General features: G+C 68.0%; 28 protein-coding genes and 1 other RNA gene. 4 read left to right on the forward strand and 25 right to left on the reverse strand.

What is annotated here, in order from left to right:
* The gene (gene choV, locus AncyloWKF20_RS12780) at positions 1–1,194 is read left to right on the forward strand and encodes a choline ABC transporter ATP-binding protein (protein ID WP_279314426.1); all 1,194 of its coding nucleotides are present in this window, start codon (positions 1–3) and stop codon (positions 1,192–1,194) included.
* A gap of 128 nt (positions 1,195–1,322) precedes the next feature.
* On the opposite strand, the gene glmM is transcribed toward choV, so the two are convergent.
* From glmM to AncyloWKF20_RS12875, 19 genes are all read right to left on the reverse strand, one after another.
* On the reverse strand, positions 1,323–2,666 hold the full coding sequence (glmM, locus tag AncyloWKF20_RS12785; RefSeq protein WP_279314427.1) for a phosphoglucosamine mutase: 1,344 nt from the start codon (positions 2,664–2,666) through the stop codon (positions 1,323–1,325).
* Positions 2,667–2,811: 145 nt separating this feature from the next.
* Complete coding sequence (locus AncyloWKF20_RS12790) at positions 2,812–4,209, reverse strand: nucleobase:cation symporter-2 family protein (RefSeq protein WP_279314428.1); 1,398 nt, start codon at positions 4,207–4,209, stop codon at positions 2,812–2,814.
* 155 nt (positions 4,210–4,364) lie between these two features.
* On the reverse strand, positions 4,365–5,165 hold the full coding sequence (locus AncyloWKF20_RS12795) for a class I SAM-dependent methyltransferase (protein ID WP_279314429.1): 801 nt from the start codon (positions 5,163–5,165) through the stop codon (positions 4,365–4,367).
* Positions 5,166–5,433: 268 nt separating this feature from the next.
* The gene (gene ftsH / locus AncyloWKF20_RS12800; protein WP_279314430.1) at positions 5,434–7,353 is read right to left on the reverse strand and encodes an ATP-dependent zinc metalloprotease FtsH; all 1,920 of its coding nucleotides are present in this window, start codon (positions 7,351–7,353) and stop codon (positions 5,434–5,436) included.
* 149 nt (positions 7,354–7,502) lie between these two features.
* Positions 7,503–8,525, reverse strand: coding sequence for a tRNA lysidine(34) synthetase TilS (gene tilS, locus AncyloWKF20_RS12805; RefSeq protein ID WP_279314431.1), 1,023 nt, complete (start codon positions 8,523–8,525; stop codon positions 7,503–7,505).
* Positions 8,512–9,474 carry a tol-pal system protein YbgF gene (ybgF, locus tag AncyloWKF20_RS12810; protein WP_279314432.1) on the reverse strand — a complete coding sequence of 321 codons (963 nt, stop codon included), beginning with the start codon at positions 9,472–9,474 and terminating at the stop codon, positions 8,512–8,514. Before ybgF ends, tilS begins: the two co-directional genes overlap by 14 nt.
* A 241-nt stretch (positions 9,475–9,715) precedes the next feature.
* Positions 9,716–10,210, reverse strand: a complete 495-nt coding sequence (gene pal, locus AncyloWKF20_RS12815) for a peptidoglycan-associated lipoprotein Pal (RefSeq protein ID WP_279314433.1) — start codon at positions 10,208–10,210, stop codon at positions 9,716–9,718.
* 157 nt (positions 10,211–10,367) lie between these two features.
* The gene (tolB, locus tag AncyloWKF20_RS12820) at positions 10,368–11,726 is read right to left on the reverse strand and encodes a Tol-Pal system beta propeller repeat protein TolB (RefSeq protein ID WP_279314434.1); all 1,359 of its coding nucleotides are present in this window, start codon (positions 11,724–11,726) and stop codon (positions 10,368–10,370) included.
* Between the two features lie 38 nt (positions 11,727–11,764).
* Entirely contained in the window at positions 11,765–12,727 is a 963-nt protein-coding gene (locus AncyloWKF20_RS12825; RefSeq protein ID WP_267585051.1) for a cell envelope biogenesis protein TolA, read from the reverse strand.
* A gap of 6 nt (positions 12,728–12,733) precedes the next feature.
* Positions 12,734–13,186 (reverse strand): protein TolR, encoded by a 453-nt coding sequence (tolR, locus tag AncyloWKF20_RS12830; RefSeq protein ID WP_279314435.1) that lies wholly within the window; start codon positions 13,184–13,186, stop codon positions 12,734–12,736.
* 5 nt (positions 13,187–13,191) lie between these two features.
* A complete protein-coding gene (tolQ, locus tag AncyloWKF20_RS12835) occupies positions 13,192–13,848 on the reverse strand; it encodes a protein TolQ (RefSeq protein WP_279317964.1) in 657 nt (218 codons plus the stop codon).
* Positions 13,849–14,309: 461 nt separating this feature from the next.
* Positions 14,310–14,819 carry a tol-pal system-associated acyl-CoA thioesterase gene (gene ybgC / locus AncyloWKF20_RS12840; protein ID WP_279314436.1) on the reverse strand — a complete coding sequence of 170 codons (510 nt, stop codon included), beginning with the start codon at positions 14,817–14,819 and terminating at the stop codon, positions 14,310–14,312.
* Between the two features lie 101 nt (positions 14,820–14,920).
* Complete coding sequence (locus AncyloWKF20_RS12845; RefSeq protein ID WP_279314437.1) at positions 14,921–15,328, reverse strand: DUF2852 domain-containing protein; 408 nt, start codon at positions 15,326–15,328, stop codon at positions 14,921–14,923.
* A 107-nt stretch (positions 15,329–15,435) separates the two neighbouring features.
* Positions 15,436–16,068 carry a TetR/AcrR family transcriptional regulator gene (locus tag AncyloWKF20_RS12850; RefSeq protein ID WP_279314438.1) on the reverse strand — a complete coding sequence of 211 codons (633 nt, stop codon included), beginning with the start codon at positions 16,066–16,068 and terminating at the stop codon, positions 15,436–15,438.
* Positions 16,069–16,155: 87 nt separating this feature from the next.
* Positions 16,156–17,190, reverse strand: coding sequence for a Holliday junction branch migration DNA helicase RuvB (gene ruvB, locus AncyloWKF20_RS12855; protein WP_279314439.1), 1,035 nt, complete (start codon positions 17,188–17,190; stop codon positions 16,156–16,158).
* The gene (locus tag AncyloWKF20_RS12860) at positions 17,187–17,630 is read right to left on the reverse strand and encodes a hypothetical protein (RefSeq protein ID WP_279314440.1); all 444 of its coding nucleotides are present in this window, start codon (positions 17,628–17,630) and stop codon (positions 17,187–17,189) included. Before AncyloWKF20_RS12860 ends, ruvB begins: the two co-directional genes overlap by 4 nt.
* Positions 17,627–18,244, reverse strand: a complete 618-nt coding sequence (gene ruvA / locus AncyloWKF20_RS12865; protein WP_279314441.1) for a Holliday junction branch migration protein RuvA — start codon at positions 18,242–18,244, stop codon at positions 17,627–17,629. Before ruvA ends, AncyloWKF20_RS12860 begins: the two co-directional genes overlap by 4 nt.
* Positions 18,245–18,257: 13 nt before the next feature.
* Positions 18,258–18,797, reverse strand: coding sequence for a crossover junction endodeoxyribonuclease RuvC (gene ruvC, locus AncyloWKF20_RS12870; RefSeq protein WP_279314442.1), 540 nt, complete (start codon positions 18,795–18,797; stop codon positions 18,258–18,260).
* Positions 18,798–18,894: 97 nt separating this feature from the next.
* On the reverse strand, positions 18,895–19,836 hold the full coding sequence (locus AncyloWKF20_RS12875) for a DMT family transporter (protein ID WP_279314443.1): 942 nt from the start codon (positions 19,834–19,836) through the stop codon (positions 18,895–18,897).
* Between the two features lie 226 nt (positions 19,837–20,062).
* Between AncyloWKF20_RS12875 and AncyloWKF20_RS12880 the strand changes: the two genes are divergently transcribed.
* Positions 20,063–20,809, forward strand: a complete 747-nt coding sequence (locus tag AncyloWKF20_RS12880) for a sulfite exporter TauE/SafE family protein (protein WP_279314444.1) — start codon at positions 20,063–20,065, stop codon at positions 20,807–20,809.
* Between the two features lie 132 nt (positions 20,810–20,941).
* On the opposite strand, the gene AncyloWKF20_RS12885 is transcribed toward AncyloWKF20_RS12880, so the two are convergent.
* The 5 genes from AncyloWKF20_RS12885 to AncyloWKF20_RS12905 form a co-directional block, all read right to left on the reverse strand.
* Positions 20,942–21,688, reverse strand: coding sequence for a YebC/PmpR family DNA-binding transcriptional regulator (locus AncyloWKF20_RS12885; protein WP_279314445.1), 747 nt, complete (start codon positions 21,686–21,688; stop codon positions 20,942–20,944).
* A 132-nt stretch (positions 21,689–21,820) separates the two neighbouring features.
* Positions 21,821–22,636, reverse strand: a complete 816-nt coding sequence (locus AncyloWKF20_RS12890) for a TIGR00282 family metallophosphoesterase (protein ID WP_279314446.1) — start codon at positions 22,634–22,636, stop codon at positions 21,821–21,823.
* A 3-nt stretch (positions 22,637–22,639) separates the two neighbouring features.
* Positions 22,640–23,248 (reverse strand): 5-formyltetrahydrofolate cyclo-ligase, encoded by a 609-nt coding sequence (locus AncyloWKF20_RS12895; protein WP_279314447.1) that lies wholly within the window; start codon positions 23,246–23,248, stop codon positions 22,640–22,642.
* An 11-nt stretch (positions 23,249–23,259) separates the two neighbouring features.
* Positions 23,260–23,416: non-coding RNA, 6S RNA (ssrS, locus tag AncyloWKF20_RS12900), on the reverse strand.
* Positions 23,417–23,594: 178 nt separating this feature from the next.
* Positions 23,595–24,596: an NAD(P)H-quinone oxidoreductase gene (locus AncyloWKF20_RS12905; protein ID WP_279314448.1), complete on the reverse strand. Its 1,002-nt coding sequence runs from the start codon at positions 24,594–24,596 to the stop codon at positions 23,595–23,597.
* Positions 24,597–24,707: 111 nt separating this feature from the next.
* Between AncyloWKF20_RS12905 and AncyloWKF20_RS12910 the strand changes: the two genes are divergently transcribed.
* Both AncyloWKF20_RS12910 and AncyloWKF20_RS12915 read left to right on the forward strand, forming a co-directional pair.
* Entirely contained in the window at positions 24,708–24,911 is a 204-nt protein-coding gene (locus tag AncyloWKF20_RS12910; RefSeq protein ID WP_279314449.1) for a DUF1192 domain-containing protein, read from the forward strand.
* Positions 24,912–25,191: 280 nt separating this feature from the next.
* On the forward strand, positions 25,192–25,695 hold the full coding sequence (locus AncyloWKF20_RS12915) for a DUF1465 family protein (RefSeq protein WP_279314450.1): 504 nt from the start codon (positions 25,192–25,194) through the stop codon (positions 25,693–25,695).
* A 252-nt stretch (positions 25,696–25,947) separates the two neighbouring features.
* Here AncyloWKF20_RS12915 and rpmE read toward each other — a convergent pair whose 3' ends face one another.
* Positions 25,948–26,172 carry a 50S ribosomal protein L31 gene (gene rpmE / locus AncyloWKF20_RS12920; protein WP_213757152.1) on the reverse strand — a complete coding sequence of 75 codons (225 nt, stop codon included), beginning with the start codon at positions 26,170–26,172 and terminating at the stop codon, positions 25,948–25,950.
* Positions 26,173–26,177: the final 5 nt, after the last annotated feature.

Consider the following 26,177-nt stretch of genomic DNA (forward strand, 5'->3'; position numbering starts at 1 on the left):
ATGGCTGCCGTTGAATTCCGCAACATCGACATCGTCTTCGGCTCCGAGCAGAAGCGCGCGCTGGGCCTGATCGACGAGGGCCGCACCCGCGAGGAAATCCTCAACCTCACCGGGGCCGTGCTGGGCGCGGCCGGCGTCAGCCTCTCCATCGAGCGCGGCGAGATCTGCGTGCTGATGGGGCTCTCGGGCTCGGGCAAGTCCACCATCCTGCGCGCCATCAACCGCCTCAACGAGGTGGCGCGCGGCGCCGTCATGGTCGAGCACAAGGGGGCGATGATCGACGTCGCCCGCTGCGACGAGGACACGCTGCGCGACATCCGCATGAACACCGTCTCCATGGTGTTCCAGCAATTCGGGCTGCTGCCCTGGCGCACGGTGCGCGACAATGTCGGCTTCGGGCTGGAGCTGCGCGGCACGCCCCCGGCCGAGCGCCGGCGCATCGTCGATGAAAAGCTCGCCATGGTCGGCCTCACCAACTGGGCTGAGAAATACACCAACGAGCTGTCCGGCGGCATGCAGCAGCGCGTCGGCCTCGCCCGCGCCTTCGCCACCGATGCCGACATCCTGCTGATGGACGAGCCCTTCTCCGCGCTCGACCCGCTGATCCGCGACAAGCTGCAGGACGAGCTGCTCGATCTGCAGCGGCGCATCCAGAAGACCATCGTCTTCGTCAGCCACGATCTCGACGAGGCGCTGAAACTCGGCAACAAGATCGCCATCATGGAAGGCGGGCGCATCGTGCAGGCCGGCACGGCGGAAGACATATTACTGCGCCCGGCAAACGCCTATGTCGCCGAATTCGTGAAGCACATGAACCCGCTCAACGTGCTGCGCGGCACGGCGGTGATGCGCCCGGCGGCCAGCCTGCCGCGCGAGGGCGACTCGGTGGTGCTCGACAAGGGCGGGCATGTGCGGCTGCGGGTGGATGGCGAGGGCCGGCCGCTCTCGCTCGATGTCGATGGCCGGGCCGGCCTGCTCGCCACCGCCGATGGCGAGGCGGGCGTGATCGACGACAAGCTGGCGCATGACGCGGACTGCATCGTCGCCCCGGTCGATCTCAAGCTGAAGGCGGCGATCGAACTCAAGCGCCACACCGAGCTGCCGATCCTGCTGGTCGACAATCTCGGCCGCCTCGCCGGCCTGTGCGACGACGACGAGATCTATCGCGGCCTGCTGCGCCGGCTGGATGGGTAGCACCACCCCCATCGTCATCCCGGAACGGCCGAGGGCCGTATCCGGGAGCGCGGGAAGGAAGGGCTATTCGGCGCACGATCCCGGCTCGCCGCTACGCGGCGTCCGGGATGACGGAGGGAGGCGTGGCGTCACGCCGCCGCCAGGCCCACCGCTTCCACCACGTCGTTCACCACCGCTTCCACCAGATCGCGGTCGTCGCCTTCGCCCATAACGCGGATCACCGGCTCGGTGCCCGACGGGCGGATGAGCAGGCGGCCATGGCTGTTGAGCTTCTCTTCGGCGGCGGCGATGGCCTTGATGACGCTGTCATCCTCCAGCGGCCGACCCTTCTTGTAGCGGACATTCTTGAGGATCTGCGGCAGCGGGTCGAAACGGTGGCAGACCTCCGACACCGGACGCTGCCGGCGCACCACCATGGCCAGCACCTGAAGCGCCGCCACGAGTCCGTCGCCCGTGGTCGAATAGTCGGACAGGATGATGTGGCCGGACTGCTCGCCGCCGACATTGAAGCCATGGGCGCGCATGTGCTCCAGCACATAGCGGTCGCCCACCGGGGTGCGCGCCAGCGTCAGGCCGAGGCCGGCGAGGTGGCGCTCAAGGCCGAGATTGGACATGACGGTCGCCACGATGCCGTCGCGCGACAGGCGGCCATCTTCCTTGAAGCTCTCGGCGACCACCGCCATGAGCTGGTCGCCATCCACCAGATGGCCCTTCTCGTCGACGATCAGCACCCGGTCGGCGTCGCCATCGAGCGCGATGCCGATATCGGCGCGGACCTCGCGCACCTTGGCGGCAAGCGCCTCGGGCGCGGTCGAGCCGACCTCTCGGTTGATGTTGAAGCCATCCGGCTTGTCGCCAATGGCGATCACTTCGCAGCCGAGCTCCCACAGGGCCTCCGGCGCCACGCGATAGGCCGCGCCATGGGCGCAGTCGACGACGACGCGGATGCCCTCGAAGGACTGGTTGCGCGGCAAGGTGCGCTTGGCGAACTCGATATAGCGGGCATGCACGCCTTCGAGCCGCTTCGCCCGCCCCATGGCGGCAGGCTGGGCGAGCCGCGCCGACATGTCGCCGGTGATCAGCTCCTCGATCTGGCTCTCAATGGCGTCGGAGAGCTTGTAGCCATCCGGCCCGAACAGCTTGATGCCGTTATCGTCGAACGGGTTGTGCGAGGCGGAGATCATCACGCCGAGATCGGCGCGCATGGAATGGGTGAGCATGGCCACCGCCGGCGTCGGCATCGGGCCGAGCAGCAGCACATCCATGCCGACCGAGGTGAAGCCGGCGACCAGCGCGTTCTCGATCATGTAGCCCGAGAGCCGCGTGTCCTTGCCAATGACCACGCGATGGCGGTGATCGCCACGATGGAAGATGAGCCCGGCGGCCATGCCGACGCGCAGCGCCAGCTCCGGGGTGATGATGCCGTTGGCGCGGCCGCGAATGCCGTCCGTGCCGAAGAATTTACGCGCCATGGTCTGCCTCGTGCGGCCGCCGCCCTCTGGGGCGCCTACGGCCGGTGATCCGCGAGCGGGCCGGTGACCGGCCCTCGCTCAGCCTTCCTTTAGCACCGAGGATAGCGCAACGGGTTTCACAAAGTGTGAGCGTATCTTTCGCAACTCAGCCGTGCTCGACCGCCGCAGCGGCCGCCGCCACCTCGCGCTCGGCGGCTTGCCCGCTGCGCACGCCGTTGAAGAAGGCGTTGAGCAGCACCGCCACCAGCGCCGCCAGCAGGATGCCGGATTCCAGCAGCGGGTGCAGGGCGTGCGGCAGGTTCTTGAAGAAATTCGGCGCCACCAGCGGGATCATGCCGAAGCCGACGGAAATCGCGACGATGTAGAGATTGAAGCGGTTGGTGCGGAAATCGACCTGCGCGAGGATGCGCGCTCCGGTCGCCGCCACCATGCCGAACATCACCAGCCCGGCGCCGCCGAGCACGACCACCGGCACGGCCTCGACGATCGCGGCCATTTTCGGCATCAGCCCGAGCGCCAGCATGATCAGCCCGCCGGTCGCCGTGACATAGCGCGAGCGCACGCCGGTGACCCCGACCAGCCCGACATTCTGCGAGAAAGAGGTGTAGGGGAAGGTGTTGAAGATGCCGCCGATCAGCGTGCCTGCGCCATCGGCCCGCAGCCCGGCGGTGAGCGCGGTGCGGTCCACCGGCCGGCCGGTCATCTCGGCCAGCGCCAGAAACATGCCGAGTGACTCGATCATCACCACGATCATGACGAGGCACATGGTCAGCACCGGCACGAGATGGAAGCTCGGCGCGCCGAAATGGAAGGGCAGCACGAGCCCGAACCAGGGCGCATCAACCACCTTCTCGAAATGCATCACGCCCATCACGCTGGCCAGCACGCAGCCGGCGACGATGCCGAGCAGCACCGCGACATTGGCAAGGAATCCCTTGCCCCATTTCGTCAACGCGAGAATGGCCAGCAGCACGAAGAGCGCGAGGCCCAGCCCTTCGAGCTGGGCATAATTCGGGTTGGGGAAGGCACCGGCCACCCCATCCACCACCTTGGTATGTGTCGGCACGCCGCCGCCGGCCCAGTTGATGCCGACCCGCATCAGCGAAATGCCGATAACGAGGATGATGGTGCCGGTGACGACGGGCGGAAACAGCGGCAGCAGGCGCGAGATGAACGGCGCCACCACCATGCCGAAGGCGCCGGCGGCGATGACCGCGCCGTAAATGCCGAGTAGGCCGATGTCGGGAGAGGCCGCCATGGAGAGCATCGGCCCGACGGCGGCGAAGGTGACGCCCATCATCACCGGCAGGCGAATGCCGAGCCCGGGCGCGCCGAGGCTCTGGATCAGCGTGGCGACGCCGCAGGCGAAGAGATCGGCGCTGATGAGGAAGGCGACGTCTTCCGGCGGCAGCTTGAGCGCGCGACCGATGATGAGCGGCACGGCGACCGCGCCGGCATACATCACCAGCACATGCTGGAGGCCGAGCGTGGCGAGGCGCGGCCAGGGCAGCCTCTCATCGACCGGGTGCGTCGCCTGCGTCATGTCGTGATCTCCGCTCGAATGCACCGGCGCGGCGGCGCCCGGTGACGTAGCGAAAATCATTCAATCCGCGTGCCAATAGCGGCGCGGAAAGCGCGGTGGTGACAGGCATCGCGCCAACGAGGCAGGATGCCCGCCGAAACGCGCCCCCATGCCCGTCAGGCGCGCAGGGACGCGCCCATGTCGCGGAAGTGACGGCGAATGCTGCGCTCGCGCCGCAGGCGGAAAAAGCCCAGCGGGCTCTCGCGCCATCCTGCCGGACGCAGCATCAGACCGAGATCGCCACGCGGCCGGGGCGACATGCTGAGAACGCCAAGGCCGTGGCTGTGCTTGAACTCGAAATGCGGGTAATCGCGCGCCAGTTCGGCGAAAAGGCGGTGCACGCCGAAGTCGCGGCCATATTCCGCCGTGTCATGGAACAGCACAACACCATCGGCGGCCATTTTCGGGCGCCAGGTCTCGAAGTCGTGGCGCACCGCCTCATAGGTGTGCAGCCCGTCAATATGCAGCAGGTCGATCGAACCGTCTTTGAAGCGGGGCAGCGCGTCGTCGAAGGTCATGCGCAGCAGCGAGGAGAAAGAGGAGAATTGCTGCTTGTTGATGGCGTCGACCTTCTCGAACACCTCGTCATTATAAGCGCCGGCGTGTTCGTCACCCCGCCAAGTATCGACCGCGAAGGCCTGCCCATTCAGCCCGATCTGCCGCATGGCAAGACAAAAGGCAAAGTAGGAATTACCGGCGTGCGTCCCCAGCTCGACAAGCAGACGCGGCCGGACTTGTGAAACAATCCACCACGCGAAAGGTATATGCTGCAGCCACGCAGGCGTTTCTACATGCATATTGACCGGCTTCATACGTAAAACCGGACTATTCATCCCCATGCGGTCGAGAGCAAGAGGCGGAACAAGTGCCGAAAGCAGGTTGCCGCTGTCCGGGGAGGAGACGCTTACTTTAGACATACTCAAAATTCCGGTCGAAGGTGGTATCTACATAAAGCAAATGCCCACGTGCAACAACAGGAATCCGGAGTCTATTTGGGGCCCGTCCGGCCCCGACGCAGAGGAATACATCACGAAATTTTCGGCCATGAAATGCCATAGACAGGGGCACGGTCGGGGGTGATGGCGTCCCTCAGGCGCGAGCGGATATGACGGGCCGGGCCACCAACGAAAAAGCCCCGGCACGAGGCCGGGGCTTTGACATCGACGGAAAGAGCGGCGCTCAGGCTCACGCCTGCGGCTGCGGCTCCATGCCCGCATCGGGGCGCGGCGGGCGGTTCTTACCGGCGGTGGGCACAACCGAGGCGCGGGTATTGGCCGGCTCGATCGTGGTGTCGCGCACCGGCGCATTGCCGTCCAGCAGGCCGATGATCTCGTCACCGGAGAGCGTCTCGTATTCCAGGAGGCCACGGGCCAGCATCTCAAGCTGGTCCTTGTTCTCGGTCAGGATACGGGTCGCCTCGGCATAGCCCTCGTCGACCAGGCGGCGCACTTCGCTGTCGATGGTCTGCGCCGTCGCCTCGGAGACGTTCTGCTGGCGCTGCATCGACATGCCGAGGAACACCTCGTCATTGTTCTCGCCATAGGCGACCTGGCCGAGCTTGTCCGAGAAGCCCCAGCGCGTGACCATCATGCGGGCAAGGCGGGTGGCCTGCTCGATGTCGGAGGCGGCGCCCGAGGTGACCTTGTCGTGGCCGAAGATCAGCTCTTCCGCCACGCGCCCGCCCATCATGATGGCGAGGCGCGAGGTCATCTGCTCATAGCTCATGGAGAGCTTGTCGCGCTCCGGCAGCTGCATGACCATGCCGAGGGCGCGGCCGCGCGGGATGATGGTCGCCTTGTGCACCGGGTCAGTCGCCGGCACCTTGAGCGCGACGATGGCATGGCCACCCTCGTGGTAGGCGGTCAGCGCCTTCTCGTCCTCGGTCATGACGAGCGAGCGGCGTTCCGCGCCCATCATCACCTTGTCCTTGGCGTCCTCGAAGTCGCTCATCGTGACCATGCGCTTGTTGCGGCGCGCGGCCATGAGGGCGGCTTCGTTGCAGAGATTGGCAAGGTCCGCGCCGGAGAAGCCGGGCGTGCCGCGGGCGATGACCTTGAGGTTCACGTCCGGCGCGACCGGGATCTTGCGGGCATGCACCTTCAGGATCTGCTCGCGGCCGACCACGTCCGGGTTCGGCACGATGACCTGACGGTCGAAGCGGCCGGGACGCAGCAGCGCCGGATCGAGCACGTCCGGGCGGTTGGTCGCGGCGATGAGGATGATACCCTCATTGGCCTCGAAGCCGTCCATCTCGACGAGGAGCTGGTTCAGCGTCTGTTCACGCTCGTCATTGCCGCCGCCGAGGCCGGCGCCGCGATGACGGCCGACCGCGTCGATTTCGTCGATGAAGATGATGCAGGGCGCATTCTTCTTCGCCTGCTCGAACATGTCGCGCACACGGCTGGCGCCGACGCCGACGAACATTTCGACGAAGTCGGAACCGGAGATGGTGAAGAACGGCACATTGGCTTCGCCGGCGATGGCGCGGGCCAGCAGCGTCTTACCCGTGCCGGGCGGGCCGACCAGCAGCACGCCGCGCGGGATGCGCCCGCCCAGACGCTGGAACTTCTGCGGGTCGCGCAGGAAGTCGACGATCTCGGTGAGGTCGCTCTTGGCCTCGTCGATGCCGGCGACGTCCTCGAAGGTCACCCGACCATGCGCTTCCGTCAGCAGCTTGGCGCGGCTCTTGCCGAAGCCCATGGCCTTGCCGCCCGCGCCCTGCATCTGGCGCGAGAGGAAGATCCACACGCCGATCAGCGCGATGAAGGGCAGCCAGGAGATCAGCAGGCTGACGAACCACGGCACGCTGTCCTGCAGCGGCTTGGCGGTGATCGACACGCCCTTGCCGTAGAGGCGCTGGATCAGCGAGGGGTCGTTGGGCGAATAGGTCTGGAAGGTGCGCCCGTCGGTGAAGGTGCCGGAAATCTCCGGGCCCTGGATCACCACGTCACGCACGCGGCCCTGATCGACCTCGTTCAGCAGCTGCGAGAAGCTGATGTCGTTCGCCGCCTGGCGCTGCGCCGGATTCTGGAACAGCGAGAAAAGCGCCAGAAGGAGCAGAACGATGATCACCCAGAGGGCGAAATTCCGTATATTGGCGTTCATCACGTTCCTTTCGGCGTCGGGTGCGACCCGGCGCGCGGGTTCCGCCGGCGCTGGCGGACCTCCCTTATCTCAGGGTAATTTAGGTTCCGCATTGATCCTTGCCAAGATGGGCCGGGGCTTGCGGGCGCCTGCGCCGGTGCAATTCCGCGTTAAAAGTGAATCGGCGGGCTCCGGCGGGCCGGCGCGCGCGTGATGGATACGCGCCTCAGCGAGACGCGGACCAGTGCGCCGGCGAGCGTACGGGCCCCGCGCGCGCCCTCCGGCAGAGCGAGCAGCCACGCCAGCAGCGCCTCAAGCTTCGCCAGTTCCAGCCCCCCCTCCCCGCGCGCCGCGATGGCACGGGCGAGCAGGCGCAGGGCGATTTCCTCCGGCACGTCGTGCAGGCCCGCGCGGTCGAAGGCGAAATCTTGCCCTGCGACACCGAGGCGCGCCATGGCGGCTTCGGCTGCCGCCTCCAGCGCGGCATCCGCCCGGCGCAGGCGCGCGGCGAGACGGTCGAGACGCGCGGCGTCCAGCCCCTCGGCGGCCAGCGCTGGCATCAGCGCCCGCAGCCGCGCGCGGGCAAAGCGCGGATTATGGTTGGACGGATCCTCGACAAAGGGCAGCCCAGCCTCCCGGCACAGCGCCACGAGCGCCGCCTTGGGACAGCCGAGCAGCGGGCGCAGCAGCACGAGTTCATCCAGCGCGCGCTCGCCCGCCATGCCGGCAAGGCCCGTGAGGCCGGACCCCCGCATCAGCCGGAACAGCACGGTCTCGGCCTGGTCGTCCAGCGTGTGGGCAGTCGCGATGGCGCGGGCGCCGATGGCGCGGGCATGGGCGGCAAGGCGCTCATAGCGCGCATGGCGCGCCGCCTCCTGCAGCCGCGCGCCCGGCAGGGGCGACGGGAGATCAAGCACCGCGTGGGTGAGGCCAAGCCCCACGGCGAGGCGGCCGACCTCGCGGGCCTCGTCCGCCGATTCGGGCCGCAGCCCGTGATCGACCGTGGCGACGGAGAGCCGTGTCGACGCGCCGCTCTCCTGCCGCCAGCGGGCGGCAAGCCACATCAGCGCGGTGGAATCCGGCCCGCCGGAGACGGCGAGCAGCACATGGGGGTGGACGGCAAAGCCGGCGCACAGGGCGCCGGCGTCGAGACCGGCGGGATCGGAGGCGGTGCCGGCCTCAGCAGCCGACACGCTTCTGCTCCTGCGCCACACCCTGCTTGATGGTGGTGGAGGCGCGCGGATATTTGTTGCCGACAGCGTTGAAGGTGGCGCAGGCGGCGTCCTTCTCGCCGATGGCCGCGAGCGACTGGCCGAGGCGCAGCAGCGCGTCCGGCGCCTTCACCGCGTTGGGGTAATCGGTCGAGACCTTCAGGAAATTCTGCGCCGCTTCCTTGTAGGTCTTGCGCTGATACTGCGTCTCGCCGAGCCAGTAATAGGCGTCGGGCGCGGCGCGGTCGTTCGGGTAGAGCTTGAGGAACTGCTCGAAGGTCTGGCTGGACTGGGCATAGTCCTGGCGCAGCATATAGCCATAGGCGAGGTCGAACAGATCCTTCGGGCTGCTGGTCGGGGGCTGCGTCGCCCCGACCGGCGCACCCCCGGCCGCCACCTGGCCGGAGAGCTGGCCGAGATCCATCGGCGTGCCGGCCCCGCCGGAGACAGCGCCGGACGGCGCGGTCGTGCCGAGCGGGCGCGGCGCGCCGGGGGCGCCGGCCTGGGCGTTCGGATCGAAAACGTCGGTGCGCCGGCCGGCGGAAGGGTCAGCGGCGGGCGCGCGCGGGACGGCGGCCCCAGCGGCCGGCGGCGGGGCGCCGCCCGGGCTGCGGAAGTCGATCTCGCTCTGCAGCGCCTTGATCTGCTGTTCGAGCTGCTGGTTGCGGTACTGCAGCTCCTCGATCTGGCCGGTCAGCGTGCGCAGCTGGTTCTCGATGCGGTCGACGCGCGTGGACACATTGCCCGGATCGTCCGCCGGCAAGGCGTCAGGCTGCGGCTGGGTGCCCTGGCGCACCTGGCCCGGCGGCTTGAACAGGTTGCCGAAGAAATTGTTGTCGGCCTGGGCATGGGCGTCGCGCAGCGCGACCGGCCCGATCAGCGCGGCGGCAAGGGCGAAAAGGGCGAGGCAACGCGGAAGGCGGACCATCATGGCGGAAACGACGACTCGGGTGACAGGCGGGGGATGCGCCCGCCGGTACGGCCGGGCACGGCGCTAGATACGGGGCGGATCGCGTCCAAAGTGTGACTCCGAGCCTGCCCGATGCCGCGCTCGGCGGCAAGATCGGCGCGAAATCCCGCGCGCGAACCGGCGGATCGCGGCGCTCGCCCTCCAAAAGCACGAAGGCCCGGCTGTTGCCAGCCGGGCCTTGTTGTCGGCGATGACGTGTCGGTCAGGAACCGGCGCCGTTGAGCACGGTGACGGCGCGCCGGTTCTGCGACCAGCAGGAGATATCGTTGCAGACCGCGACCGGGCGCTCCTTGCCGTAGGAGATGGTGCGCATCCGGCTGGCGGCGACGCCGCGGCCCACCAGATAGTTGCGCACGCTCTCGGCGCGGCGGGCGCCCAGGGCGATGTTGTACTCGCGGGTGCCGCGCTCGTCGGCGTGACCTTCAATGGTGAAGGTGTACTTGGCGTAGTGGTTGAGCCACTGCGCCTGCTTGTCGAGGGTGGCCTGAGCCTGCGGTGTCAGGTCGGTCTGGTCGCTCTCGAAGAAGACGCGGTCGCCGACGGAGACGATGAACTCCTGCGGGCTGCCGGGAGGCGCCGAACCCAGCGCCTGGCCGGCGCCGTCCATGGGATTCTTGGCGCAGGCGGCGGCAAGCATCGCCATGCCGAAAATAAGGGCGATGCGCGCTCCGCCCAGCTTGCGCAACATACCGATCATAACCGCGGACTCCTGAATATCCCGTGCCGGGCGCTGCCCGACCTATTCGCTGGCGTTAATGAATGGGTCCGTCATGCTTTACGGAACCTTGACGGAATGCACCGAATTGCCGCCCGGTGCATCAACCTTCTCTTATGGTTAACCGTTCCCTACCGCATCACGAGCGAAGAGGCGACCATGCCGGGTCCGAAGCATAGCTCGGCGTCGGGATGCGCTGCTCATTATAGCCGGTGATGTCGACCGTATAGAGCTGCGGACCCGCCGCCCCGCCCGGATCGCGGAAGAACATGATGACGCGGCCATTCGGCGCGAAGGTAGGGCCCTCATTGTGATAGCCCTCAGTGAGGATGCGCTCGCCCTGCCCGTCCGGCCGCATCAGGCCGATGGCGAAGCGCCCGCCGGCCTGCTTGGTGAAGGCGATGACGTCGCCGCGCGGCGACCACACCGGCGTCGAATAGCGCCCGTCGCCGAAGGAGATGCGGCGCTGGTTCGAGCCATCCGGGTTCATCACATAGATCTGCGAGCCGCCGCCACGGTCGCTCTCGAAGCAGATCTGCGTGCCGTCGGGCGAGTAGCAGGGCGCGGTGTCGATGGCCGGCGTGTCGGTGAGGCGCGTCGTCGCCTTGGAGCGCAGGTCCATCACGAAGATGTTCGAATTGGCGCCCTGCTGGAGCGAGAGGATCACCCGCTGCCCATCGGGGGCGAAGCGCGGCGAGAAGCTCATATTCGGGAAGTTGCCGACGACTTCGCGCTGGCCGGTCTCGATGTTGAGCAGATAGACGCGCGGCTCGCCGCGGCCATAGCTCATATAGGTGATTTCCTGGCTGGTCGGCGAGAAGCGCGGCGTCAGCACAAGGTCGTCGCCGCGCGTGAGATAGGTCACGTTGGCGCCGTCCTGGTCCATGATGGCGAGGCGCTTTACGCGCTTTTCCTTCGGCCCGCTCTCGTCGACGAAGACGATGCGCGTGTCGAAATAGCCCTTCTCACCGGTCAGGCGCTCATAGATCGCGTCGGCGATGATGTGGGCGACGCGGCGCCAGTTTTCCGGCTGGGTGAAATATTGCTGGCCGATGAGCTGCTGGCCGGCGAACACGTCCCACAGGCGGAACTCGGCCTTCACCCGCCCGTCGGGCTGGCGGGTCATGCGGCCGGTGACCAGCGCCTGGGCGTTGATGACGCGCCAGTCCTGGAAGCGCGGGGACGCGTCCGGGTTGGTGATCTTCTCGACGAAGGCGGCCGGGTCGAGCGGGGCGAACAGGCCAGAGCGGCGCAGATCAGCCGAGATGATCTGGGTGACGCCCTTGCCGGCCTCGACATCCTGCGGGCTGCCGCCACCGACGAAATCGGTGATGGCGATGGGCAGAGGCTGCACGGTGCCCTGCGTCACGTCGAGCTTCAGCACGGCTTGCGCCGGCCGCGATAGAAGGCCAACGCCCGCGAGCGCGCCGGCGCCCGTAATCAGGCCGCGCCGGCCAAGGGTGGGGCCCGCAAAACCCGGGCGGATAATCTGGGTCATGATGAATATCTCGACGAATCAAAGGGCATGGTCGCGATTCAGCCCCGCACCATCTCGCGTGGATCGAAGGTGACTTCGATGTCCTTCCACGCCTCGTACTTGGCCGGATTGAGCATGTTGAACGGCTGACCGCGGAAAATGGCGCGGATGGCGCTGTCGCGCGCGGTCATGAAGAACGGGCTGGAGCCGGAGGTGACCACCATGGGCGGGCCCGACAGCGTGCCGTCCTGGTTGAGCCGGATGCGGATCGTCACGATCAGCTCCTCCGGGTTGGCCGCGCCGGCCGGCGGGTTCCACAGCTGCATCAGCCGGGCGCGCAGGGCGTCGATCTCGGTCTGCGACAGCGTTGCCGCCGTGCCGACCGAGGCGCCGAGCGCGGCGGTGTTGTTGATCGTGTCGCCGATCGAAGCCTGACGGGTGGCCGTGCGCTTGTCGAGCAGCGCGGCGATCTCGTTCGGCTTGAATTCCTGCTGGTCCTTCGGCGGCTGCTGCACCACCTTCGGGGGAATGTCCTTCGGCTTCTTCGGCGGCGCCGGGGCGGGCTTGGCCTGCGCCTGCTGGTCAGGCTTGGGCTCGTCCTTCGGCGCTTCCGGGGGCTTGGCGGCCAGCGATTCCGCGTCCTTGGGCGGGGCGGGCTGGGGCGTCGCCTGCGCGGCGGCCGGGGGCTTGGGCTCGGGCTTGGCTTCCGCCGGCGGGGGCGGCGGCGGCGCGACCGGCTCGTTGGCGGCCTTCACCTCGGGCTTCTTGTCATCGACCTTAGCGTCGAGCTGCTCGGCGGGCTTGGGAGTGGGCGCCACCTTCTCGACCACGGGCTTGGGCTTCTCGGCCTTCGGCGCGTCCTTCTTGCCCGCCATCATCTGGCTCAGCTCGGCATCGGAGACGATGTCGATCGGCATGGATTCCTGCATCGCGTCCAGCGGACGGGCGGACGAGAAGGAAACCAGCATGAAGCCGATGATGCCGACGTGAAGTGCCGCCGAGGAGACGAGGCCCGCGCGCATGACCGATCAGCCCCCCTGCTCGACTTCGGAGACGAGGGCAACGCGCTTGAAGCCGGCGCCGGAGAGCCGGCCCATGACCTGCATCACCGTGCCATAATCGACCGACTTGTCGCCGCGCACGAAGATGCGCTCGTCATAGCCGGCCTTGGCGATGGCCATGAGCTTGGGCACGAGTTCGCTCACCTGGATCTCGGTCTCCTGCAGGTAGACCTGGCCCTTGTTGTTGATCGAGATCACCAGTGGCTGATGGTCCTGCGACACCGCCTGCGCCTGCGTCTGCGGCAGGTCCAGCGGCACGCCGACGGTCAGCATCGGCGCGGCGACCATGAAGATGATGAGCAGCACGAGCATCACGTCGACCATGGGGGTGACGTTGATGTCGGACATGACGGCTCCGCCGCCCCGGCGGCGCGAACGCCGCGAGGTCCAGCCGCCGCTGCCTCCCGAGGACATGCCCATGCGCGTCAGCCCCGCTCGTCGATCTGGCGTGACAGGATGGCGGAGAACTCGTCCGCGAAGCCCTCAAGCCGCAGGGCCTGCCGGTTCACCTGCGCGACGAACTTGTTATAGAAAATGGTCGCGGGAATGGCGGCGAAGAGGCCGATTGCTGTCGCAAGAAGGGCTTCCGCGATACCGGGCGCCACAACAGCGAGGCTGGTGTTCTTCGAAGCCGCGATCGACTGGAAGCTGGTCATGATGCCGATGACCGTGCCGAGCAGGCCGATGAAGGGGCCGGCCGAGCCGACCGTGGCAAGCCAGAGCAGCCGGTTCTCGAGACGCTCCACCTCGCGGGCGATGGTCACGTCCATCACCTTGTCGAGCCGCTGGGTGAGCCCGGTGAAGGAGCGCGCGCCGCCCTCATAGGAGCGCTTCCACTCGCGCATCGCCGCCACGAAGATCGCCGCCATGGCGTGGTTCGGGCGCGAGGACAGCGAGCGGTAGAGCTCCTCGAGGCTCTGGCCGGACCAGAAGGTCGCCTCGAAGCGGTCCATCTGGCTCTTCATGCGCTGGAACAGGATGGTCTTGTCGATGATGATCGCCCAGACCCAGACCGAGGCGATGACCAGTCCGACCATGATGATCTTCACCACGATACCGGCCTGCATGAACAGGCCGATCATCGAGAGATCCTGACCGAGGCCGGCGCCATCGGGCGCCACGGCGGTGCCGGGCAGCACGGGGGCCGCCTGCCCCTGCACCTGCGCGGTGGGGGCGGCGTTGACCGGGGCCGTCTGCGCCTGGCCATAGGCGAATGACGCCGATGCCGCCATGAACAGCATCACCGCAACCAAAAGCTTCTTCAGCGTCATCAGGCCAATCCTGCCTCAATCGTAAAAGTCGCGATGCCGCCCGCATCGGCTGCCGGGCAGCAGCGAATGCCGTCAATGGCTGTGAAGGGACCCGTGCGCCATGAAGCGAGCGAGTCTGTCCAAACTTGGGCGACCGACGTCGGACCGCTCCCGCAGCCAACGGTTACATCAGCGCATTAAGGTTAATGCCCGGTTAGCGTTGCCGCATCGCAACAGCCGCGTGACCCGAAAGTGACACCGAGCCACCCCCGAAGGCATAGAATCAGGCGTGCTCAGGCTTCCGGGGCCTCGCCCAGAGCGGCCTTCATGGCGGCGCGCAGCGCATCCGGGATGCGGCGGGCGCGCCCCTGCGCCACGAAGGCGACCTTCACCTTGCCCTCGACCAGCAGCTCGGTGCCGCGCATCACCTTTTGCTGAAGGGTGATGGAGGCACCGGCCACCTCGACCGGGCTGGTGTGAATCTCCAGCACGTCGTCAATGCGCGCGGGGCGGACGAATTGCAGCTCCATGGAGCGCACGACGAAGGCGAAGCCCGGCGCCTCTTCCAGCGCGGCGCCGAACAGCGCGCCCTGCACCACGCCGATGAGGCGCAGATGGTCCGAACGCGCCCGCTCCATGAACTTCAGGTAGTTGGCGTGATAGACGATGCCGGAAAAATCCGTGTCCTCGTAATAGACCCGCACGGGCAGCACATGGCCGCCCGGCACCAGCCGCCCGGCGAGGTGCAGGAAGGGATCGGCCTTGAGGACGTCGGGGGAGAAGGGGTCGGGTCGCTGGTTCATGGCGCCCTCATAAACGAGACCGCGCCCCTTGTGAACAAAGGGCGCAGTCCATCACGTCGTCAGGCTTCGCCGGGGGGCGTCGGAAGCCCGCCGCCGTGAGATCAGTTGGCGCCGTCCGTGGGCGGCGTCGGGGCGGGACGGTTGCGGCGGTCGGCCATGAACTGGTCGAACTCCGCCTTGTCCTTGGCCTGGCGCAGGCGATCAAGGAAGCCCTTGAACTCCTTCTGCTCCTCCTCGAGACGGCGCAGCGTGTCCTCGCGATACTCGTCGAAGGCGCTGTTGCCCGAGGAGGAGAAGCCGCGGCGACCACCGAAGGCGTTGCGGAAGGCTTCGATGCCCTCGCCGTTCCAGCGGCCGAAGCCGCGCCTGCTGCCACAAAACATCCGTCCACTCCCTATGGTGAAGGCCAGGATCGCCAAACCCAGCGGCCACCAGGCCATGAAGCCTAGGACCGTGAGCGCGATCCAGGCCGGCTTGCCGTAACTGTCGAGCTTGTATGCGAGCTCCATGGCGTCCGTTCCTGGGTTAATGTTAATCACATTTACATAGGTAGGGGCCAGCAGGCCGCTTGTCAAGGATCGCCCCGCGCGATCACGCATCCGCTATCGGGAGAAACTCACGCGCCCGGCGCGCCTACGCCCTTGAGATAGACGAGGAAGCCGGCTTCCAGCAGGTCTTCGGGCGACATGGGCAGCTTGCGGCGGCTGGCATCCGGCCGGCCGAACAGCGAAGCGACGCCATGCGCCAGCGCCCAGGTATGCAGCGCCACCATCAGCGCTGGCGGGCGGCCGGGAGCCGGCATGGACGCCACCAGCACGTCCGCCGCCTCGCGCAGCACGCCGAAGGCGCGCTGGCTCGCCTGCGCCAGAGTGGGATGGGCGTCGGCCGGCAACCCGGATTCGAACATGGCGACGTAGTCGGACGGGTTTTCGCGGGCAAAGGCGAGATAGGCCCGGCCCATCCGCTCATAGGCTTCCTGCGGCGTCGGCGTGCCGCCATTCCAGCCTGCCTCCAGCGCGCCGGCGAAACGCTCGAAACCGGCGGCGGCGACAGCGGCCAGCAATTCGTCACGGTCGCGGAAATGTCGGTAGGGCGCGGCCGGCGAGACGCCCGCGCGCCGCGCCGCCTCGGCGAAAGTGGCGCCGGCAATGCCCTTCTCGGCGATAAGATCCAACGCGGCCTTGATCAGGGCTTCCCGCAGGTTGCCGTGATGATAGCCGCGGGTCTCGCCGTTCTTGGACCAGCTCATGTCGTGGACCCGCTCATGTGAAAGGGGCTTACATCACGCGCCGGGGCGCGTCGAGCCGTCTTTCCCCCTTCCCCATGGGGACGAGGGCTAGTCACCCTCGTCGAACAGCGGGATCTGATTGGCCGCCGTCGGCACCTGCAGGCCGAGATGGCGGAAGGCGTGGGCGGTGAGCACGCGCCCGCGCGGGGTGCGCTGGATGAAACCCTGCTGCACCAGATAGGGCTCGATGATCTCCTCGATCGCGTCACGCGGCTCGGAGAGCGCCGCGGCGATGGTTTCCACGCCCACCGGACCGCCACCATAATTGAGCGCGATCACCGAGAGATAGCGCCGGTCCATCTGGTCGAGCCCGACGCCATCGACCTCTAGCGCGCCGAGCGCCCGGTCAGCGGCTTCGCGGTCGATGATCTCCTTGCCGGCGACCAGCGTGAAGTCGCGCACCCGGCGCAAGAGACGCCCGGCGATGCGCGGCGTGCCGCGGGCGCGCCGGGCGATTTCGCGCGCGCCATCCTTGGAGATCGGGATGCCCAGCACCCGCGCGCCGCGCGTCACCACCAGTTCCAGCTCGTCCACCGTGTAGAAGTTCAGGCGGATCGGAATGCCGAAGCGGTCGCGCAGCGGCGTGGTGAGCAGACCCGACCGGGTGGTGGCGCCGACCAGGGTGAATTTCGACAGCTGGATCTTCACCGAGCGCGCCGCCGGGCCCTCGCCGATGATGAGGTCGAGCTCGTAATCCTCCATCGCCGGGTAGAGGATTTCCTCCACCGCGGGGTTGAGGCGGTGGATCTCGTCGATGAACAGCACATCGCGTTCTTCGAGATTGGTCAGCAGCGCGGCAAGGTCGCCCGCCTTGGCGATGACCGGGCCGGAGGTCGAACGGAAGCCGACGCCGAGCTCGCGCGCCACGATCTGCGCCAGCGTGGTCTTGCCGAGGCCGGGCGGGCCGACGAACAGCACATGGTCCAGCGCCTCGCCGCGCGCCTTGGCGGCGCGAATAAACACGTCGAGATTGGCGCGGGCCTGCTCCTGGCCGACGAATTCCGCGAGGTTCTGCGGGCGCAGCGAGGCCTCGGTGAGGTCTTCCTCGCGCTTGTCGGGGGTGATGAGGCGCTTGGTGGTCATGCCGCCTCTCCCTCGCGCGCAGGAAACACCCCACCGGCGATCAGCAGGCTGGTGACGATGAGATTGGCCAGCGCCATGACGCCGGCGAGGATCAGCGCCCGTTGCTCGACAATGGCGCGGTACTCGCCGAAATCCATGGACAGCACGATGACGGCGAGCGGCAGCAGGGCGACCAGCGTCACCGTGCCGAGCACGAACAGAAAGGCGCGCGGGCGGAAGGCGAGCGCAAAGGCCAGGATGCCGGCCGCGATCTCACCGGGGACCACGGCAATCGCCGCGTAATTGGCCGACATTGCGCTGTGCAGCAGCCGCTCGACCATGAGCACCACCAACGTCGCCCCGCCATAGGCGAAGATCAGCGCGGGAATGCGCGCCTGCCAGGTCCAGGACGGCGCGCTCGCCTTGCGTCCGGCCCCGGCGCGGGAGAAGCGCAGCATCATCGCGCGAGTTCCTTGAGGCCGAGGCGGATGAGGCGCGCCGTATCGGCCCCCTCCCCCGCCTCGCGCAGCGCCGCCGCCACCGCCACGCTGGCCTGAAGCTGGGCGTAGCCGAGATTGACCAGCGCCGAGACCGCATCGGCCACCGGCGCGGGCGCATTGCGGTCCTCAAGCTGCGCGGCGAGCCCGGCGACCATCGGATCGACGGTCGAGAAGCCCGGCGCCTTGTCCTTCAGCTCGGCGACGATGCGGGCGGCCACCTTCGGGCCGACGCCATTGGCGCGGGACACCATCGCTTTGTCGCCCACAGCCACCGCATTGGCGAGTTCGGAGGGAGAGAGCGTGGAGAGCACGTTGAGCGCCACCTTGGCGCCGACGCCCTGCACGTTCTGCAGCAGCAGGAACCACGCCTTCTCCGCCTGCGAGACGAAACCGTAGAGGCGGATCATGTCCTCGCGCACGAAGGTCTCGATGAACAGCGTCGCCGCCTCGCCGGCCGCAGGCAAAGCCTGCTGGGTGCGGCCGGAGCAATGGACGAGATAGCCAACGCCCTGCACGTCGAGGATCACATGGTCCTCGCCATAGGAATCGACGATGCCCTTAAGTTTGCCGATCACGGGGTAACGTCCTTCATCGCGCCGCGACCCGGGCGCCGAGCTGCGCGGCGGTGCGGGCCTTCAGCGCCGCCATCCCCCTATGCTGGGCGTGGGTGACGGCGACCGCAAGCGCATCCGCCGCGTCGTCGGTCTCGAAATCGGCCTGCGGCAGCAGCACCTTCATCATCATGCGAATCTGCGCCTTGTCGGCGCGGCCCGCGCCGACCACGGTCTTCTTCACCAGAAGCGCGGCATATTCGGCGACCGGCACGCCCGCGAGGGCCGGCGTGACCATGACCACGCCGCGCGCCTGGCCGAGCTTCAGCGTCGAGGCCGGGTTCATGTTGACGAAGGTTTCCTCCACCGCCGCCTCGTCGGGCGCGAAGGCGCGCAGCACATTCGCGAGCTCCGTGTGGAGATAGGCGAGGCGGTTCGCCAGTTCCCCCTCCTCGGGCGGCATCACCGTGCCGCAGGCGACGAAGACAAGGCGCGTGCCGACAGCCTCGATCACCCCCCAGCCGGTGCGGCGAAGGCCGGGATCAAGGCCGAGGATGCGAATCGGAGCGGGCGCCATGCCCTAGGCGTAGTCGAACAAAGGACGAACGCCTAGTGCCGAGGCCGGCGGCACGCCCTATGCGGGGCCACCGCCGGCCGGCATGGTGAACCGCCGGTTAACGCGCGGCCCGGCGACGCAGGGCGAACGCCCCGCTTGCTAGTGCGACGCCGATGCCGGTGGCGATGACGCCGATGATCGCCGCCATGTCCGGGTGCTCGTCGAGCACGGGGATGGCGATGAGCGCGGCGAGTGCCGGCACAAGCCCGGTGAACGCCGCCGCGCGCGAGGAGCCGAGCTTCTCGATCGCCGTGCCGAAACCGATCAGCGCGACGACGCCGGCGAGGAATCCCTGCATGACCAGCTGGATCAGCACCTCCCGCCCATAGCCCGCCTGCACCGCGTCGATCACGCCCGGCAGGCCGACGGGGGTGAGGATCACCGTCGACCACAGGCCGACGAGGCCCACCGTCTCCGTCACCTTCATGCCGGTATGGCGGAAGGCCAGCGTGTAGCAGGCCCACATGCCGGCGCCGGTGAGCAGCAGCAGGTGGCCACGCCAGGCGCCATCCTCCGGGTAGAGCAGCCCGCGCCCGCCGAGAGTCACGACGCCGAGCGCGATGCAGATGAAACCGATCAGCCGCGCCGTGCTCAGCCTTTCATGCAGCACCAGCACCGAGATGACAGCCACGATCAGCGGCATGGTGCCCGGCAGCAGCGGGCCGACATCGGCCGCCGGCACGAAACGCATGGCGGTGGCGACGACCAGGAAGAAGAGGCCGCCCGCGCCGAGAAAGCACAGGAGGAAGGGCAGCGCGTTGCGCTTCGGCCAGAGGCCGACCCGCAGCCAGGCGGGAGCCAGCACCACCGCCGCCACGACAAAGCGCAGCCAGCCGACGGTCGCCGGCGGCAGATGGCCATGCACCGCATGGCGGGTGGAGACGATCCAGCCGCCCCAGATGGTGATGGCGAGCAGCGCGCCGCCATAGCCCAGCAGCCGATCGCGAAAATCAGCGTCGGCCGCACGACCGGGTGCGGCGGACGCGAGAGACTTGTCCATGATGATGTTCCGGGCCATCCAAGCGGGGACGGCGCTCTGAGGGTTGCCGCGCGGCGGCGTGTCGAGGCCGAATGTGGGGCGCGCGGCGGGCGGGCGCAAATCAGTTTTGTCGATCCGCAGCTTCGTGAAAACTCATGGATCGCGGCCGCCCGGTGGCATTGACCCACATGGGGGCGGCTTATAGGTCTGGACCGTCGCGCCATCGGGCGCTCGCGGTGCCCCTCCCATGACGTTCGACGTGGTCCTCGTCTGGGCCGTTCTCACCGCCCTGATCGCCGGTGTCACCCGCGGCTTTTCCGGCTTTGGCGGCGCGCTGATCTTCGTGCCGCTGGTCAGCGCCGCCTATGGGCCGCGCATCGCCGCGCCGACGCTGCTGGTGATCGACACCGCGCTCACCTTGCCCTTTCTGGTGCAGGCTTTCCGCGCCTGCATGTGGCGGCAGGTCGCCCCGCTGGCGGCCGGCGCGGTGCTCACCGTGCCTGTTGGCGTCGCCATTCTCGGCTGGATCGACCCGCTGGTGCTGCGCTGGTTCTTCGCCGCGCTATCGCTCGCCATGCTGGCGCTGCTGGTCTCCGGCTGGCGCCACAGCGGCGGCCATGGCCTGCCGACCACCTTCGGCGTCGGCCTGCTGGCGGGCGTGCTCGGCGGGGCGGCGCAGATGTCCGGCCCGCCGGTAGTGGCCTATTGGCTCGGCAGCGGCCAGCCCTCGGCCATGGTGCGGGCAAACCTGTTCGGCTTCTTCGCGCTGGCGACGCTCTCCTCCGGCACCGCCTATGCGGTGAGCGGCATGATCACGCAGGAGGTCGGGCTGCTGTCGCTGATCCTCGGCCCGGCCTATGCGGTGGGGCTGTTTACCGGCAACCGCGCCTTCCGGGGCGCCAGCGACGACCATTTCCGCCGCATCGCTTATGGGATCATCGGCCTCGCCGCACTCGCCAGCCTGCCGATCTTCGACGGGCTGCTGGGGCGGTAGGGCGCGGGTCGCGCCGGCTGCCTTTCTCGCAACGTCATGGCCGGGCTTGACCCGGCCATCCACGCCTTCTTCCGCCACCAAAGACATGGATCCCCGGATCAAGTCCGGGGATGACGTGTCTTAAATCAGCGATCAGTCGCCCATCTTGGCCATGAAGGCGTCGGACAGCTCGAAATTGGCGTAGACGTTCTGCACGTCGTCATTGTCGTTCAGCGTGTCGACGAGACGCACCAGCTTCTCGGCCACCTCGTCATCCACCGCCACCGTGTTCTGCGGGCGCCAGACCAGGCCGGACTTGCGGGGCTCGCCGAACTTGGCTTCGAGCGCGCGGGCGACCTCGTGCAGGTTCTCGATCGAGGTGGTCACTTCATGGCCGTTCTCGTCGGAGGACACGTCGTCGGCGCCGGCGTCGATGGCGGCTTCCAGCATGGCATCGGCCGAGGCCTTGGCGGCATCGAACTCGACCACGCCGATGCGGTCGAACATGAAGGACACCGCGCCGGTCTCGGCCAGCGAGCCGCCGGACTTGGTGAAAGTGGAGCGCACTTCCGAGGCGGTGCGGTTGCGGTTGTCGGTCAGCGCCTCGACGATGACGGCGACACCGCCGGGGCCGTAGCCCTCATAGCGGATCTCGTCATAGTTCTCCGCGTCGCCGCCCTGCGCCTTCTTGATGGCGCGGTCGATATTGTCCTTGGGCATGTTCTCGGCGCGGGCCGCGAGGATGGCAGCGCGCAGGCGCGGGTTCATCGCCGGGTCCGGCAGGCCGAGCTTGGCGGCCACGGTGATTTCACGCGCCAGCTTGGAGAACAGCTTGGAGCGCACCGCGTCCTGCTTGCCCTTGCGGTGCATGATGTTCTTGAACTGCGAATGCCCGGCCATGGCCGCCTCCACGTCGCGCCGGCGGAAGGCACCGCAGGCGTCTCAACACTGACAGATTGGGTGCGCGGCTTATAGGCGAGAGGGCGGGCGCGCGTAAAGGCGCAGCGCACAACGGCGCTGGACTCTCGATGGCTACCAGAAATCCGGCACGGCAGGCGCCAGCGCCCCGCCGATGCGCACAGGAGCCACCGCCACCGCGCGCCCCGCGCCATCCGTCTCCACCGCCAGGCCCGAGAGCGTGCCCGGCCCCTGCGCCGGCTCGAAGCGCGAGGAACCGATCTTGCGGGTGAAGCGGCGCAGCGGTTCTTCCTTGTCCATGCCGATCACCCCGTCATAGCAGCCGCACATGCCGACATCGGTCATATAGGCGGTGCCGCCGGGCAGGATGCGGTGATCGGCGGTCGGCACATGGGTATGCGTGCCGATGACGAGGCTCGCCCGGCCGTCGCACCAATGGCCGAAGGCCTGCTTCTCGCTGGTGGTCTCGGCGTGGAAGTCGATGATGACCGCATCCGAGACAAGGCCGAGCGGGCCGGCATCGAGCTCGCGGTCGATGGCGGCGAAGGGATCGTCCATCGGGTCCATAAAGGCGCGGCCCATCATGTTGACGACCAGCACCCGCGCCCCGTTCTGCGCCTCGATCAGCGCGGCGCCGCGTCCGGGCGTGCCGGGCGGGTAGTTGGCCGGGCGAATGAGGCGGGGCGCGCGCTCGATGAACACCAGCGCCTCGCGCTGGTCGAAGGCATGGTTGCCGAGGGTGACGGCATCGGCGCCGGCCTCGAGGAACTCGTCATAGATCGCCTCGGTGATGCCGAAGCCGCCGGCGGCGTTCTCGCCGTTGACCACCACGAAATCCAGCGCCCAATCGCGCCGCAGTCCGGGCAAATGATCGAGCACCATTTGCCGGCCGACCCGCCCGACCACGTCACCGAGAAACAGAATGCGCACTAATCAGTCCTCCGCTACCACGCGGATGATGCCGGCATCGGTGGCAACGGCGTCAAGCCGTTCGTCATGCGGCTCGTCGGGAACATCGGGGAGCTGCTGCACGGCGAAGGCGTAGCCGATGGCCTCGATGCGCTTGGCGCGCCGCAGCAGAGCAAGCGTGCGATCATAGAAGCCGGCGCCATAGCCGAGGCGATGGCCGCGCGCATCGAAGCCGGCGAGCGGCACGATCAGCACATCGGGCGCCACGGCGGGCGCGCTCTCGGGCGGCGCGGGAATGCGCATCCGGCCGGGGCCGGCGGTGGCGACGAGTTCGACACCCGGCTCCCACAGCCGGAAGATCAGCGGCTTGCCCGGCGCGAGCACCACCGGCAGCGCGATCTGGGCGCCGGCCGCGCGCAGGCGGCGGATCAGCGGCTCGGTGGCGATTTCCTGGCCGATGGGGGAGAAGACCGAGACGATTTCGCCCGCCACCTCGCCCAGCCATGCCATGGCGTGATCGGCAGCAGCCTCGGCCGCCGCGGCCCGCGTCGGCGCGTCGAGCGCGGCACGGCGGGCGAGCGCAATGGCGCGCAGGCTGGCCTTGTCGGGGGATGCGTCGGGGGAATGTGGCATGATGAGATGAGTGCGGAGCCACAATGGCCGTTGGAGGATCGATCCCGGGAACCTACAACGTAGGTGGGCGCCGTGTGTCCGGACCCACGGGTCCGGTCAGGGACAGCTCCCTTTGAGATCGATAAGGCCCCGGGGAATATGTTCTCCTGACGAACCTCGCAGCCCCGCATGACAAATCTAGGACTCGGCGCGGCGGATTGCCAGTGGCGATGGACGGATGGCGAACAGGTTTTCGCGAGCGCCCTGCGTCATCCCGGCCAACGCGACGCGTTGAGCCGGGATTGCGGACCCTGCCGGCGACGCTCCCGGCACGGCCTCTTCGGCCGTCCGGGACGACGGGCACGGCTCACCCCACGGTCAGCATGATCTTGCCGATATGGGCGCTGCTCTCCATCCGCGCATGCGCCTTGCTCGCTTCTTCGAGCGGGAAGGTCTGGTCCATCACCGGCTTCACCTTGCCGGCCTCGATCAGCGGCCAGACCTTCTGCGCGAGCGACGCGGCAATCGCCGCCTTCTCGGCCTTCGGGCGCGAGCGCAGGGTCGAGCCCATATGCGAGAGTCGCTTCAGCATCAGGCGCATATAGTCGATCTGCACCTTGGAGCCTTCCATGAAGGCGATCTGCACGATGCGCCCCTGCGGCGAGGCGGCCTCGTAATTGCGGGCGATGTAGGAGCCGCCCACCATGTCGAGGAGGACATGGGCGCCCTTGCCGCCGCTCTTTTCCTTCACAACGGCGACGAAGTCCTCGGTCTTGTAGTCGATGGCGACATCGGCGCCGAGCTGGCGGCAGACCTCGCACTTCTCGGCGCTGCCGGCGGTGGTGAACACCGTCGCGCCGAACGCCTTGGCGAGCTGGATCGCCGTCGTGCCGATGCCGGACGTGCCGCCATGAACAAGGAAATTCTCGCCCGCCTTGAGCCCGGCGAGGTCGAACACATTGGTCCAGACAGTGAAGAAGGTCTCCGGCAGCGCCGCCGCTTCTACCATGGAAAGCCCGGCCGGCACGGGGAGCGCGGAAGCCTCATCCGCCACGCAATACTGCGCATAGCCCCCGCCCGAGACCAGCGCGCACACCTTGTCGCCCAAGGCGAAGCGGCTGACGCCCTCGCCCAGCGCGACCACCTCGCCGGAAATCTCCAGCCCCGGAATATCCGGCGCGCCGGGCGGCGGCGGGTAGAGCCCCTTGCGCTGCATCACGTCGGGGCGGTTGACGCCGGCGGCGGCCACCTTGACGAGGATCTCGCCCTTGCCGGGCGCGGGCACCGGCCGCTGCTCGGGAACCAGGGCCTCGGGGCCACCGGGGGTCGGCAGGCCGATGGCGGTCATGGTGGCGGGCAGATCGGTCACGGTGCATCCCTCGCGTGGTCGATGATGGAAGGCTACCTAGGTCAACCCGCCCGCACTGGCAACCGGCGCCCGCCTCTCCTAAGTTCCCGGCAGAGCAGAAGGAGACCCGCCATGGCCATCGAGGACGACGTTTTCGGCGCCGCGCCGAAGAAGAAGCCGGCCGCGCATGAGATCGGCAGCGACCTGTCGATGCTCTCGGAGACCGAGATCGAGGAGCGGGTCGCCCTGCTGGAAGCCGAGATCGAGCGGCTGAAAGCCGCGCTCGCGGGCAAGCGCGCCTCGCGCGTCGCGGCCGAGAATTTCTTCAAGCGGTGAAGCACTGGATAGGGCCGGCGGACCGGTTTTTAACTCTCCATTAAGCTTTCCGATCTATTACTGTGCATGGTCCATTTTGACCGTGAGTGGCCCCTGTCCACTCTGTTTGACGCATCCCTGTCTAGACTTTAGAGCCGCCTCTGGGCGGCTCTTTTTTCGCCCGGTTTTTCGCCAATCCTGCGCCATCATCGGCTGCCATTCCCCGTCTCACGCGTTATCGTGCTGAGGGTCGGATGGCCATCAGGCGCGGCGCGGCAGGGCAGCAGGCAGATCGGACGTCATGGATAAAGCGGATAGCAGGGACGATCAGCCGATCCAGCTCGCTGAGCGGCGCATCGCCTCCCCCGCCTTCGCCGCCCTGTTTCGCGAGGGAATGCGGCTCGTCGAGGAGGCGGCCGCCTATCTCGATGGGGAAGGTCGCAAGGCCAGCCGCGATCTGACGCGCGGGGCGCTTGCCGCCTATGCCCAGCAGAGCATGCGCCTCTCCACCCGGCTGATGCAGCTCGCCTCCTGGCTGCTGCTCCAGCGCGCGGTCGCCGAGGGCGAGATTTCCGTCGAGACGGCCCTGCGCGAGCGGCTGAAGATTGACCTCAGGGGCACGCCGGCCGACGCGGCGCAGGAGGCGCTGCTGCCCGACGAGATGATCGCGCTGATCGGCCGCAGCTACGATCTCCAGCGCCAGATCGCCCAGTTCGATGCCGCCATACGCGGCGGGGAGAACGCCCAGCCCAACGCCGTCGCCTCCCATCTCGGCCTGCTGCGCTCCGCCTTCGAGCGGCATTGAGCCGGCGCGCCGGCGATTCGCCCGCGATTCCCGACAGGCCCCGGATCAGTGTCGCGCCCGTGCCGCTTGTCCGGGACGACGGGCGGCGATCCGCCCCCTTGAGCACTCGCCTTTTCAGCGCGCGATAAATCGCCGCGACTGACCGCGCCGTGTCCCATGCGATATCGCGAAAAACCCCGCCGCGAACCGGTCGCGGCGGGGTTTTTCGTGATGCGCGCTTCCCCGAAAGGAAGCCGGCGCCCCAAGAGCCGATCAGGCCTTGAGGAAGCCCGCGAACTTCTTCTGGAACTTCGACACGCGGCCGGCGCGGTCAAGAAGCTGGCCCGTGCCGCCGGTCCAGGCGGGGTGGGACTTCGCGTCGATGTCGAGCTGGAGGACGTCGCCCTCCTTGCCCCAGGTCGTGCGCGTCGTGTACTCGGTGCCGTCCGTCATCACCACCTTCACGAAGTGGTAGTCGGGATGGATGTTGCTCTTCATGGGGT

This window comes from Ancylobacter sp. WKF20 (assembly GCF_029760895.1).
GTDB lineage: Bacteria > Pseudomonadota > Alphaproteobacteria > Rhizobiales > Xanthobacteraceae > Ancylobacter.